Genomic DNA, 13,058 nt, shown 5'->3' with positions numbered 1-13,058 from the left:
CTGTGCTCGAAGGCGATCTTGCCGTTCGACAGAGATGTCCAACGGCGGCTCCTCGCGGTTTCCTACCCGCTTGCTTCTGCTTGCTACGGGGGGCTTCATGCCAGGAGTCCGGGGCGCAGGCCTGGGCTACGCCCCTGGGGGCGGCGGGTCGGATGCCGGCCCCGCCGTGGATTGGAGGCGTTTACCAGGCGTAGCTATACCCCGCGCTGACCGACCAGGGCTTGTCGAGGGATGAGCCGCCGGCATGCTCATAGTCAGCGTAGAGTCGGTGCTGGTCACCCAGTGCGGCGCTGACTCCCAGGCCCAGCTTGGTGTGGCCGCCTGACAGGTCCGTGCGGATCGGGATGTTGTTGCTGCGCACTGTGCTCTTGCCATCGAACTCATTGATCTGAGCCAGTGTGACGTAGGGCTGAATGAAATCCTTTCTGCCCAGGTCGATGCGTCGTCCCAGCAACAGGCCCGCCTTCAACTGGTTCGAGTTGCCAGCCCCTGCCGATACGTTCAGGTCGTTGCTGGTCCGATATCGATCGCCGCTGACGTGGGCGACTGCCAGGCCAGCTTGTGGCTCGATGAACCAGCCGCCGCCCAGTTGCAGTTGGCGGCCGATTTCCAGGGTGGCGCCGATTGCGCTCTGCTTTGTCTTGCCTTTCACGGTTTCACCGTCCGTGGCCTGCACGTTGAAGTCCTGGTGGATGCGGTTGGCCTTGAGCAGGCTGTCGACGTACCAGCCATTGTCGGCGAGCCAGGAGACGTAGCCACCCAGGAAATAGCTGTTGGCGTTGCCCTTGCCTTCGCTGCGCAAACTTCGATCCGCCTTGCTGTAGCCGGCCAGGGCACCGATATGCAGGCGGCCATCCTCCACCGCCAATGCCTTGTCCGCTCCGAGCTGCAGGCCGCTGACGGTCTGTTCGAAGCTACGCCCGGCAGTGTTGTTCAGGCGTTGGCGTTCGCTGAATCCACGGCTCCACAGGCCTTCTGCGTGGCTGTTCTGGCGCAGCTCCCGCATGCGCTTGGCCAGCACTCCCGATTCGGTGTGCCAGAGGGTTTGGGCCGTGCTGGCGGCCGAAGTGTTGACCGCAGCATTGGCAGTGGTGGACAGCTGTTCCGGGGTCGGGTGCGCCGGTAGTTCATCCTCTAGGTTGCGCCCAGTGTTCACCAGACTCCAGTCCGAGGCCCGGCCGCCGAAGGTGTCATCGCTCTTCAACTCGTAGCGGTAGGTACCGATATCAACCACTTGGTCCCGGTTGGCCAGGGAAAAGTGGCCCGAGCCGCCTTCGGACCGGACCAGTTGTACTGCGCCGTTGGCCGTGGTGGGTTCAGGGCCGCTGTTGGCCAATAGGATCTGATGGTGGCCTTCGATGTTGCCGGCGACCCGGAGTAAATCACCCTGACCTCTACCCAGGTCCGTACGCATTTCGAACAGGCCGCTGCCGGTGAGGTTGCCGAGGATGTCCAGCACCTTGAATCCGCTGCCCGGTGTGTCGAAGGAGACCGTACCTATGGTCTGCAGGTCCTTGAGGGTCGAGTCGCCACGCACCTGCCAGGCACTGTCACTGTCAATGTTCAACCTGTCCAGGGTCCGCCCGTCGGCGCCGACCAGCAAGGCGCCAAGCAACGTCGAGTGGTCTAGCAGGCTCAGGCCAGCCGAACCGCTGTCGACCACCACGTCGCCTTCCAGTTTGCTGCGCTGGGCATTGAGCTGCACGGCGCGGGAGGCGATGACCGGGGTGCCGGGAGTATTGTCATTGTTCCACTCGCCAACGCGCAACGCGGTGCCGTTGCCGCTATGGGACTTGCCGATCACCGTCGTGTCGACCAGGTCGGCCGTGAGCCCGCTGCCTTTGACCGCGATGCCGGCGCCGTCCTCGGTTTCGATGTGGCTGTTGGCAAGGGTGAGTTGGTGGTCTACTCCGGCCGTTGCCGAATAGACGACGATGCCATCTGCGCTGGCGCCACTGGTGCGCATGTCGACCCTGTCCAGCGCGCCCCGGGTGCCGTTGTTGCCGAACATCAGGCCCGTGGCGAAATCACCCCGAGTGCGGACCTGGGTGCCGCTGACCTGTAGCCGTCCACCGTTGGCGAGCAGAGCGTAGGACCTTTCGCCGTGGGTAGTGACCGAGCCGCCCATCAACTCGACGTCGGACACCGCGGTACGTGAAACCACGCCAATGGCCGAGTGGCCGAAGGTCTCGATGACAACCCCGCTGGCCCTGATCGTGGCGCTGCCGCCACTGCCACTGTAGAGCTGTGAGGCGTAGAGGCCGTGCGCATTGGCGCCCCGGGTGGTGATGGAGCCTCCTTCCATGCTCAGGATGCCCGCACGGTTGTCGATACCCACGGCACCGTCGTTGTTCATCTCGATAGTCGAGTCCTTGACGGTAACGACGCCCTTGCTGCTCAGGAAAATGCCTGATGCGTAGAGGCTATTGCTGCTGATCTGTACCCGCTCCAGATCGGCCTGGGCACCGTCACCCCCGATCTTGAGGCCGTGGCCTTTCTCCGAATGCACCTTCACGTCCGTTACTATCGCTCGGGCTGGGGTGGGCTGCGTGCCCGAGGCGCTGTTCAGGAGGATGCCGGTGTCATAGGCGCTGATGATGCTCTGGCTGAGCGAGAGCGAACCACCGGACAATTTGGCGCCTATGCCCCAGAGCGTGGTGATCTCGCTGTTGGTTGCGGTGACGCTGCCGCGGAAGGTCTCAATGCCGTTGTTGCTCGATTGCGTATTGCTGCCCGTGGCGTGCAGTGTCGCCCGGTCCAGGACGACGCTTGCGCCATCCCTGGAGTGAACCGCAGCAGACCCGGAGTTATGAACGCTGATGTCCAGGTTGTTGCCGGTGATGGTTGCTCCCTCTCCCGCGGCACTCAGGCCGTAGGCGCCGCCGCCCGTGGTGGTGAGCGTGCCTGCGTTGACTTCGGCGTGACCGCCTGTCTCGACCATGATCGCGTGAGACTGAAAGCCCTCGGTGGTGATCCTGTTTTGGTCCAGAACGGCCGTGCTGCCCGTCCCCTGAATCAGTATGCCGCGGGCGTCATACGCGCCCAGTGCATTGATGGTGCTGTTGGACAGATCCAGAGTCCCGCCGGCACTGACATGGATGCCTTTGCTGCCGGCACCCGTTTCGGCGATGCCCGATTCGATCCTGATGCCGTCGGCCGAGAGTGAGTTGTTGGCCCCACTGATCTGCACTGCGCTACCGACTTGCCCATTGATCACTTCATCGCCGGCATCGAGTACCAGGGCTTCGCCCTCGGGAGAGGACAGGTCTATGCCGGGATAGAAGCTTGCCAGGGCGTCCGATGGTGCGGATGAGAGCAAGGCTGTCAGCATTGCGGCTGACAGTTGTGTCGTTTGGGGGAGCATGAGTACGTTCCGTGACATTGACTCATCCGAACGTAACGAATCAATGTCTGGCAGGAATGGAGTGGCCCAGCGTTCGAACATAGGCCCACGGCAAAGCGGAAAACCGCGATGGCCGAAGCGTTGGTTGCCCGATGGATTCTTGAATGTTGACTCCCCAAGGTAAATCAGAGCTTTCTTAAACCAACATGCGAGACGCTGGACTCTTCTCTGGATTATCAGGTGCGCGATTCAAGGTTCAGGTGTCGTTGTTTCAGGTTGATCTGGATGAGGGCCAGCTGGCTTGGCCCTGTGCTGGTCGATGCTTGGATCGTTCGGCGGCCGATACAGGACCGGTGCGGGTAGCGCCATGAGGGGGGGAGGTATAGAGGAGTGATATTGCCCAGGCCGGTGCTTCAGGGAATACAGGCGCCGCCTTCCGTCACGATCAACCAGGTGAAGAGCCCGGCCCCGCCAGGGCGGCGGGACCGGAGGTTGTATCAGAGCTTGGGCAACTGGCCGATGCGGCCGACCATCTCGGTGACGATCTGCAGGTCCAGGAGGAACTGCTCCTGGGTCTTGAACTCGTTGTCGGTGTGGCCGGTGTACTTGACCTCGGGCCGCGCCAGGCCGAACTGCACGCCGTTGGGCAACTCGTGCACCGAGGTGGCGCCGGCGGAGGTGCCGAACTTGTGCGCCATGCCCAGGTTCTCGCTGGCCACCGCCAGCAGTGCCTTGACCCATTCACCCTCGGGGTTGCGGTACATAGGTTCGGCGATCTTGGTGTCGATGTTCACCGCTACCTGGGTCTTCTTGCTCCAGGCCGCCAGCTTGTCGGTGATTTCGCCCTTCAGCACTTGCGGGGTCTTGCCCTTGGGTACCCGCAGGTTGACCGCCAGCTTGAAGGTCTTGTCATCCACGCTGACCTGGGTCAGGGAGGTGGTCAGCGGCCCCATGAAGTCGTCGGAGAAGCCGATGCCCAGCTTGTTGCCCAGGTAGTCCAGGCCCCAGTTGTCGGCGGCGTAGCGGGCACCATCGGTGAAGGCGTTGTGCTTGAAGGCGATCTTGCCGTCCTGGCTGTTGATGAAGTCCAGCATCCGCGCCACCGGGTTGACCCCGGACTCGGGCTCGGAGGAGTGGGCCGAGACGCCGGTGACCGTCAGTTGCACATCCTTGCCCACCACCTTGGCCGCGACCTGGAAGTTGCCGCCGTGCTGCTTGGCATATTCGGCGCCGGCCTTTTGCAGGCTGGCGGCCAGTTCCGCGGGCTGCTCGGTGACCAGGGTGGCTACCGAGGTCGAGGGGATCTGGTTGGTGGCCAGGCCACCGGTGAGGTGGGTGATCTCCGCCCCTTTGCCCTCGGCGGCGCGCCGGGCGAAGCTGGCCATGACCGTGCCGTAACCTTTCTCGGCGATCACCACCGGGTAGCCGCCGTCCAGCGCCAGGTTGTAGTTGGGCGTCGGGTTGTGTTCGAAGTAGTAGGGAATGGCGTCGCCGCTGGTTTCCTCGGTGGTGTCCACCAGCAGCTTGAAGTTGCGCGCCAGGGGCAGCTTCTCTTCCTTGATGATCTTCATCGCGTAGAGCGCTACCACGATGCCGTTCTTGTCGTCTTCGGTGCCGCGGCCGTACATGCGGTCGCCGATCAGGGTGACCTTGAACGGGTCGAGGCGGGTGCCGTCTTCGAGCACCCAGTTTTCCGGGGTCACCGGCACCACGTCGGCGTGGGCGTGGATGCCGACGACTTCATCGCCGCTGCCTTCCAGGGAGATCTCGTAGACCCGGTTGTCGATGTTGCGAAAGTTCAGGTTGAAGGCCTTGGCCAGGTCCTGGATCTTGGCGGCGATCTTGAGGAACTCGGGGTTCTTGTACTGCGGCACGCCGTCGATGTTGAAGGTGGGGATGGCCACCAGCTCGCGCAGGGTTTCGGTGGCGGCCTTGCCGTACTTGATCCGGGCGTAGAGGCCCAGCAGGCGGTGGATCTCGTTCTGCTGTTCGGCGTTCAGGGTTTTGTTGGCCAGAAAGGCCTCGATGGTCGGGGCGAGCTGGTCGCTCTTGGCCAGCGGGCTCTTGGCCAGGGTGCCGAGGAACTGGCGGAAATCCGTGACCGTGGCGTCATTGAAGGTCTTGAGGATGGCCGCGCTTTGTTGCGGGGTAATGTTGGCCTGGGCGATCGAGGTGTAGGACGACAGGCTGGCGAGCATCAGGGTGGCCGCAGCCAGGTGCTTGAGAGAAAAATCCATTGCGGAGGGCATTCCTTTGCAGGGGGTAAGGATTATCTGAGCTGTTAGTCAGAAACCTTGCCAAGCTAACACTGCGAAGGAGCAGGGCGGGAGCCCCTGAAGTGGGATCTGTCGCACAGAAACGCAAAAGCGACGCACAAACGAAACATTCATCCAGGCAGGAGGCGCCTGCATCGGCGCCTCCTGTCGTGGCTAGTGCATCAAGCCTTGGCGTCCCATGGGCGGTCGCCCTGTTCGTCCTTGATGCGGGTCGGCAGGCCCATCAGGTCCAGCGCCTTGAGGAACGGCTTGGCCGGCAGTTCCTCGACGTTGGCCATGCGCTGCACGTCCCACTCGCCACGGGCCACCAGCAGGGCGGCGGCCACGGGCGGTACGCCGGCGGTGTAGGAAATGCCCTGGCTGTCGGTCTCGGCGTAGGCTTCTTCGTGGTCGGCCACGTTGTAGATGAAGACTTCGCGCGGCTGGCCATTCTTGCTGCCCTTGACCAGGTCACCGATGCAGGTCTTGCCGGTGTAGCCCGGGGCCAGGGAGGCCGGGTCAGGCAGCACGGCCTTGACCACTTTGAGCGGCACCACTTCCAGGCCTTCGGCGGTCTTCACCGGTTGCTCGGAGAGCAGGCCCAGGTTGCGCAGCACGGTGAACACATTGATGTAGTGCTCGCCGAAGCTCATCCAGAAGCGCACGTTGGGCACATCGAGGTTCTTCGACAGCGAGTGCACTTCATCGTGGCCGGTCAGGTACAGGTTTTGCGAGCCGACCACAGGCAGGTCGTCGGTACGCTTGACTTCGAACATGGTGTTGCTGGTCCACTGGCTGTCCTGCCAGCTCCACACCTGCCCGGTGAATTCGCGGAAGTTGATTTCCGGGTCGAAATTGGTGGCGAAATATTTGCCGTGGGAACCGGCATTGACGTCGAGAATGTCGATCGAGTCGATGCGGTCGAAATGTTCCTGCTGGGCCAGGGCCGCATAGGCGTTGACCACGCCCGGGTCGAAGCCGACGCCGAGGATCGCGGTGATGTTCTTCTGCTGGCACTCTTCGAGATGCTTCCACTCGTAGTTGCCGTACCAGGGCGGGGTCTCGCAGATCTTGCCCGGTTCTTCGTGGATCGCGGTGTCCAGGTAAGCCACACCGGTATCGATGCAGGCACGCAGCACCGACATGTTGAGGAAGGCGGAACCGACGTTGATGACGATCTGCGACTCGGTCTCGCGGATCAGCGCCTTGGTTGCCTCGATGTCCAGCGCGTTGAGCGCATAGGCTTTTATTTCAGCGGGCTGTTTGAGGCTGCCCTTGGCCTTGACGCTGTCGATGATGGCCTGGCATTTGGAGATGTTGCGCGACGCGATAGCAATACGACCGAGTTCGTCGTTGTGCTGCGCGCACTTGTGGGCCACCACCTTGGCGACACCTCCTGCACCAATGATAAGAACATTCTTCTTCAATTTATTTACTTCTCCTCGTGACCTGTCCGCTCAGGAAAGGCTGGACAGGTAGTCTTCGAAACCAAACTCGCGTACCACCTCGATGCTGCCATCGAGTTGTTTCACGACAATGGACGGCATTTTCAGACCGTTGAACCAGTTTTTCTTGACCATGGTGTAACCCGCCGCATCAATGAACGACAGTCGATCGCCGATGGCCAGCGGACGATCAAATTGGTATTCGCCGAAGATATCCCCGGCCAGGCAGGACTTGCCGCACACCATGTAGGTATGTTCGCCCGCGCTTGGTGACAGCTTGGCGTTCAGGCGATAGATCAGCAGGTCGAGCATGTGGGCTTCGATGGAGCTGTCCACCACGGCCAGGTGCTTGCCGTTGTACAGGGTGTCGAGCACGGTCACTTCCAGGGAGGCGCTCTGGGTGATCGCCGCTTCGCCCGGCTCCAGGTAGACCTGCACGCCGTACTTCTGGGAGAAGGCCTTGAGGCGCGCGCAGAAGGCGTCCAGGGCGTAGTCCTCGCCGGTGAAGTGGATGCCGCCGCCGAGGCTGACCCACTCGACCTTGTGCAGCAGGTGGCCGAAGCGTTCCTCGATGGTGGTCAACATCTGGTCGAACAGGCCGAAGTCGCCGTTCTCGCAGTTGTTGTGGAACATGAAGCCGGAGATCTGCTCGATGACCTGCTCGATCTTGGCCGGGTCCCACTCGCCCAGGCGGCTGAACGGGCGCGCCGGGTCGGCCAGCAGGTAGTCCGAGCTGCTCACCTGGGGGTTGACCCGCAGGCCGCGCACCTTGCCCGCGCTGGCGTCGGCAAAGCGCTGCAGCTGGCTGATGGAGTTGAAGATGATCTTGTCGCAGTTGGCGAGCATCTCCTCGATTTCGTCGTCGGCCCAGGCCACGCTGTAGGCGTGGGTCTCGCCTTCGAACTTCTGCCGGCCGAGCTTGAGCTCGTAGAGCGACGAGGAGGTGGTGCCGTCCATGTACTGCTGCATCAGGTCGAACACCGACCAGGTGGCGAAGCACTTGAGGGCCAGCAGGGCCTTGGCGCCGGACTGCTCGCGCACGTAGGCGATCTTCTGCATGTTGCTCAAAAGCTTCTGCTTGTCGATGAGGTAGTACGGCGTCTTGATCATTTCAGGGTCTCCGGCAGGGCCAGCCAAAAAGGTACGCATTGTGCCCGCAGTGCCACTAGATCGAAAGCTCGGAAATATATTTTCCACGGTCAACCGTCTGTCCCTTGCGTTGTCGAGCCAGGCATGCGATTCCACACAGACAGCTGCAGGCGGTGCACACTGGCCCGAGCCCAGGTCGATGAATGCTGCGGCGCTGCAACGTTTCGCCGATTCGATGAAAAAAATACCCGACGGAAACTGCCATGCCTGATCTGCCCGAGCCGTACCACCCTCTTACTGACGATCGCTTCCGCCTGCTGGTCGATGCGGTGGTGGACTACGCGATCTACATGCTCGACGCCCAGGGCCGGGTCGCCAGTTGGAACAGCGGTGCCCGGCGCTTCAAGGGCTACCGGGAGGAGGAAGTGCTGGGCCGGCACTTTTCCTGCTTCTATACCCCCGAGGATCGCCAGGCCGGTTTGCCCCAGAGGGCGCTGGACAGTGCCGCGCAGTGCGGGCGTTTCGAAGGCGAGGGCTGGCGCCTGCGCAAGGATGGCACGCGGTTCTGGTGCCATGTGGTGATCGACCCGATCCGCGACAGCGCCGGCGGGCTGATCGGCTTTGCCAAGGTCACCCGGGACATGACCGAGCAGCGGGCCGCCGAGCAGATCCTGAAACAGAGCGAACAGCAGTTCCGCCTGCTGGTGCAGAGCGTGACCGACTACGCGATCTACATGCTCGATGCCCAGGGCCGGGTCAGCAGCTGGAACCTGGGGGCGCAACGGATCAAGGGCTATGCCCCAGAGGAAGTCATCGGCCAGCACTTTTCACTGTTCTATACCGCCGAGGACCGGGCCAGCGACGAGCCGCGCAAGGCCCTGGAAGCCGCCGCCCGCGAAGGCCGTTTCGAGAAGCAGGGCTGGCGCCTGCGCAAGGACGGTACGCGGTTCCTGGCCCATGTGATTGTCGACCCGATCCGCGCCGACTCCGGGGCCATCATCGGTTTCGCCAAGATCACCCGCGACATCACCGAGGTGGTCCAGGCGCAGAAGGAACTGGAGGTCGCCCGCGAAGCGCTGTTCCAGTCGCAGAAGCTCCAGGCCATCGGCCAGCTCAGCGGCGGCATCGCCCATGACTTCAACAACCTGTTGACGGTGATCCGCGGCAACCTGGAGCTGCTGCACAAACGGGTCGGCGATGACCCCAGGCTGCGGCGCCTGCTGGACAACGCGCTGCAGGGCACCGAGCGCGGCGTGACCCTGACCCAGCGCATGCTGGCCTTCGCCCGGCGCCAGGAGTTGAAATCCCAGGCCCTGGACCTGGGCCAACTGGTGGCCAGCCTCAGCGGCCTGTTGTGCAGTTCGGTGGGGCCCAGGATTGCCCTGCGGGTGGAGATGGCGCCGGACCTGCCGGCGGTGCAGGCTGATCTCAACCAGCTGGAACTGGCGCTGCTGAACCTGGTGAGCAATGCCCGGGATGCCATGCCCGAGGGCGGTTCGATCCTGATCGAGGCGCAATTGCGCGGGGCCACGGGCAACCTGGCCCGGGGGCAGTACGTCTGCCTGGCGGTGGTCGACGATGGCCAGGGCATGGACGAACAGACCCTGGCCTGCGCCGCCGATCCGTTCTTCACCACCAAGGGCCTGGGCAAGGGCACCGGCCTGGGCCTGTCGATGGTCCACGGCCTGGCCGAGCAACTGGGCGGGCGCCTGGTGCTCCAGAGCCGCCTGGGCCAGGGCACCCGCGCCGAGCTGTGGCTGCCCCTGGCGAGCGCGGCCAAGGGTTCGCCGGGCAGTGAGGCCATGCCGGCCCCGGGCCCGGACCACCCGCCGCTGTGCGTGCTGCTGGTAGATGACGACAGCCTGGTCCTGGACAGCACCACGCTGCTGCTGGAGGACCTGGGCCATCGAGTCATCCGCGCCGCCAGCGGAGCCCAGGCGCTGCAGTGTCTTGAGCAGCACCGGGACATCCAGCTGATGATCAGCGACATGGCCATGCCACACATGGATGGCCGCCAGTTGGCCGAAGCGGTGCGGCGCCTGCACCCGCAGTTGCCGATCATCCTGGCCAGCGGTTATGCCCAGCGCCAGGACGGCCCGGTGCCGGAGCTGCCACGGATCTTCAAGCCCTTCAGCCAGGCGCAGTTGAGGGACGCCCTGGCCCAGGTCCTGGCGCAGTCTGCGGCGGGCTGACTGCGGCGCACGGCAAGAGGGTGCAAACCCTACACCGGCGACACCTGCTGGGCCATGGCCGCGCCGGTCATGGGGGCCTGTGGAAAGGGCGCGGGAAATGCACGCTCGTAAGCCCGGCATACCCGCAGCACCTGATCGTCGGCAAATCGCGCGCCAACCACCTGCAGGCCGATGGGCAATCCCGCCTCCGAGAACCCGCAGGGCAATGAGGCAGCAGGTTGCTGGGTCAGGTTGAAGGGGTAGCTGAAAGGCGACCACTTCATCCAGTCATCGATTGCGCTGCCGGGCGGGGTGTCGTGGCCGGCCTCGAACGCGGTGATCGGCAGCATCGGGCAGACCAGCAGGTCGTAGCGGCTGTGAAACATGTTCATGTGGGCCATCAAGGCCGCCCGGGCTTCCTGGGCCGCGGTGAAGTCGGCGAGGGTGGTGTGGCGGCATTCTTCGGTAAAGCGCAACAGGCCCGGATCGAGCATGGCTTTCTGGGCCGTGCTCAGTTGCCGGGCCAGCGTCTGTGCGCCGGCGTAGATCACGCTCTTGAACAGTTGCAGGGGGTCGTCGAATCCCGGGTCGACCGCTTCGACGATCGCCCCCAGTTGTTCCAACCGCGCCACGGCCTGCGCCACCTGGCGAGCGACCTGCGGATCAACCTGCACATAGCCGAAGTCTGCGCTGTAGGCGATGCGCAGGCCGTTGAGGTGGGTGCTGTCGGGCAGCCACGGGGTGTGTCGCGGGGCTCCCATCAGCGCGTCCCGCGGGTCGGGCCGGGCGATGGCCTGCAGGAGCAGTACGGCATCCTCCACGGTACGGGTCATGGGGCCCAGGTGAGATACCAGGGTCGTCGCGCTGGCCGGGTACTGGGGGATGTAGCCAAAGGTGGGCTTGAAGCCGAAAGTGCCGGTAAAGCTGGCGGGGATGCGGATCGAGCCTCCGGCATCGCTGCCCTGATGCAGCACGCCCAGATTGAGCGCCGCGGCCACCGCTGCGCCGCCGGAGGAACCGCCGCAGGTCATGCGGGTGTCCCAGGGGTTGCGGGTGATGCCGTAGAGGGGGCTGTCGGTCACGCCTTTCCAGCCGAACTCCGGGCTGGTGGTCTTGCCCAGCACCACGGCGCCGGCCTCCCGTATGAAAGTGGTGACGGGCGCGTCGACGTCCCAGGGGCCTTGCGCGCCAATCGTCAGTGATGCCTTGCGCGACGGCATGCCCCGGGTCGGGGTCAGCTCCTTGATCGATGTGGGCAAGCCGTCGAGGGCGCCGCAGGGCTGGCCCTTCATCCAGCGCTTTTCAGCTTCGCGTGCGGTGTTCAGCGCGCCTTCGGGATCGGTGTAGCAAAAGGCATTGACCCGCGGGTTGAAGCGCTCGATACGGGCCAGTGCGTCCTGGGTGACCTCCACGGGAGACAGCTGCTTGTCACGGTAATGACCGAGCAGCTCGATGGCGCTCATGTGGGCGATGGCGGTAGCGTTTGGCATGGCAGTGTCCTGATAGGCGGGTGCAGGGCTGGCCTGCACAAGACAGTGTGTGGGCACCCAGCTCGGGGCACCCCGAGAACCAAGCGCCTCAGCGCAAGTAGCCTTCGACCAGTTCCACCCAGCACGCTGCGCCCAGGGGAATCAATTGATCGTTGAAGTCGTAGTGATCGTTGTGCACCGAGCAGCCGTTGAACTCCCCGGTGCCGTTGCCCAGGCCGAAATAGCAGCCGGGCACTTCGTCCAGCATCCAGGCAAAATCCTCGCTGCCCATGGCCCTGAATGACACTTGCTCCACCACGTTCTCGTTGCCCAGGGCCTTGCGCGCGGCGTCGAGCATCTGTCGCGTCTCGGCGACGGTGTTCACCAGGACCGGGGCCAGCAACTGATAGTCGATCTCGGCGGTGACCCCGAATGCTGCGGCCTGGCCCTCGACGATGGTGCGGATCCGCTGCTCGACCTGTTGGCGGATCGCCGGGTCAACCGTGCGCACGCTGAGTTCCAGCATGGCCGATTCGGGAATGATGTTGGTGGCGGTTCCGGCCTGTACCTTGCCGATGCTGATCACCACCGCATCGTTGGCGCTGATGTTGCGCGAGACCACGGTTTGCAGGGCACTGATGATGCCGGCCAGGGCCGGGATCGGATCGACGGCGCGCTCCGGCACGGCGCCGTGTCCGCCTTTGCCGGTCAGGGTAATGCCGACCCGCTCGGACGAGGCCATGACCCCGCCGCTCTTGATGATCGCGTAGCCCACGGGAAACCCCGGCATGTTGTGGAAGGCGTACACCGCATCGCAGGGGAAGCGCCGGAACAGCCCGTCGGCCATCATGCTCCTGGCGCCGGTCAGGCCTTCTTCATCCGGTTGGAAGATCAGGTTCAGCGTGCCGTCGAACTCGCCGTGCAGGGCCAGTTGTTCGGCCGCCGCCAGCAGGGTGGCGGTGTGGCCGTCATGACCACAGGCGTGCATCACCCCGGCGCGTTGGCTGGCCCAGGGCAAGCCGTTGCGCTCGATGATCGGCAGGGCATCCATGTCCGCCCGCAGGCCCAGGGTCCTGGAGCCCGAGCCGCGACGCAGGACGCCGACCACGCCATGGCCGCCCACCCCGGTGTGGACTTCATAACCCCAGCCTTCGAGCAGGCCGGTGACCAGGGCTGCGGTGTCCAGGGTGTCTTCACCCAGCTCCGGATGGGCGTGGATGTTGCGCCTGATCTTCAGGAAGCGCTCGGTGCTGGCTTGCAGTCGGTCTTGCAGAGAGGTCATGTTC

The 13,058-nt window shown here is 64.0% G+C and carries 7 protein-coding genes; 1 reads left to right on the top strand and 6 read right to left on the bottom strand.

All coding sequences use genetic code 11. The features are described from left to right. Positions 1-181: 181 nt before the first annotated feature. The 4 genes from AC1RGE_RS08040 to AC1RGE_RS08025 all read right to left on the bottom strand — a co-directional run bounded on the left by AC1RGE_RS08040 (position 182) and on the right by AC1RGE_RS08025 (position 8,153). Positions 182-3,364 (bottom strand): autotransporter outer membrane beta-barrel domain-containing protein, encoded by a 3,183-nt coding sequence (locus AC1RGE_RS08040; protein WP_492583890.1) that lies wholly within the window; start codon positions 3,362-3,364, stop codon positions 182-184. Positions 3,365-3,840: 476 nt separating this feature from the next. Further along, positions 3,841-5,580: a dipeptidase gene (locus tag AC1RGE_RS08035; RefSeq protein WP_492583888.1), complete on the bottom strand. Its 1,740-nt coding sequence runs from the start codon at positions 5,578-5,580 to the stop codon at positions 3,841-3,843. Between the two features lie 200 nt (positions 5,581-5,780). Then, the gene (locus tag AC1RGE_RS08030; RefSeq protein ID WP_011061818.1) at positions 5,781-7,025 is read right to left on the bottom strand and encodes a saccharopine dehydrogenase family protein; all 1,245 of its coding nucleotides are present in this window, start codon (positions 7,023-7,025) and stop codon (positions 5,781-5,783) included. Positions 7,026-7,055: 30 nt separating this feature from the next. Next, complete coding sequence (locus AC1RGE_RS08025) at positions 7,056-8,153, bottom strand: carboxynorspermidine decarboxylase (RefSeq protein WP_011061817.1); 1,098 nt, start codon at positions 8,151-8,153, stop codon at positions 7,056-7,058. 242 nt (positions 8,154-8,395) lie between these two features. Here AC1RGE_RS08025 and AC1RGE_RS08020 point away from each other — a divergent pair, with 242 nt between their 5' ends. Beyond that, positions 8,396-10,324, top strand: coding sequence for a hybrid sensor histidine kinase/response regulator (locus AC1RGE_RS08020; protein WP_011061816.1), 1,929 nt, complete (start codon positions 8,396-8,398; stop codon positions 10,322-10,324). Between the two features lie 29 nt (positions 10,325-10,353). On the opposite strand, the gene AC1RGE_RS08015 is transcribed toward AC1RGE_RS08020, so the two are convergent. Beyond that, on the bottom strand, positions 10,354-11,793 hold the full coding sequence (locus tag AC1RGE_RS08015; protein ID WP_492583886.1) for an amidase: 1,440 nt from the start codon (positions 11,791-11,793) through the stop codon (positions 10,354-10,356). A gap of 88 nt (positions 11,794-11,881) precedes the next feature. Then, positions 11,882-13,054, bottom strand: coding sequence for an amidohydrolase (locus AC1RGE_RS08010; RefSeq protein WP_492583884.1), 1,173 nt, complete (start codon positions 13,052-13,054; stop codon positions 11,882-11,884). Positions 13,055-13,058: the final 4 nt, after the last annotated feature.

The organism is Pseudomonas sp. GW823-FHT02C05, from assembly GCF_058797595.1.
The sequence above is the reverse complement of the archived record's forward strand: the minus strand, read 5'-3'. Positions and strand labels throughout refer to the sequence as shown.

Bases quoted from the DNA above. Each gene is read 5' to 3' on its own strand.
- AC1RGE_RS08025 (WP_011061817.1), bottom strand. From the start codon at position 8,153: ATGATCAAGACGCCGTACTACCTCATCGACAAGCAGAAGCTTTTGAGC.
- AC1RGE_RS08035 (WP_492583888.1), bottom strand. From the start codon at position 5,580: ATGGATTTTTCTCTCAAGCACCTGGCTGCGGCCACCCTGATGCTCGCC.
- AC1RGE_RS08010 (WP_492583884.1), bottom strand. From the start codon at position 13,054: ATGACCTCTCTGCAAGACCGACTGCAAGCCAGCACCGAGCGCTTCCTG.
- AC1RGE_RS08015 (WP_492583886.1), bottom strand. From the start codon at position 11,793: ATGCCAAACGCTACCGCCATCGCCCACATGAGCGCCATCGAGCTGCTC.
- AC1RGE_RS08040 (WP_492583890.1), bottom strand. From the start codon at position 3,364: ATGCTCCCCCAAACGACACAACTGTCAGCCGCAATGCTGACAGCCTTG.
- AC1RGE_RS08020 (WP_011061816.1), top strand. From the start codon at position 8,396: ATGCCTGATCTGCCCGAGCCGTACCACCCTCTTACTGACGATCGCTTC.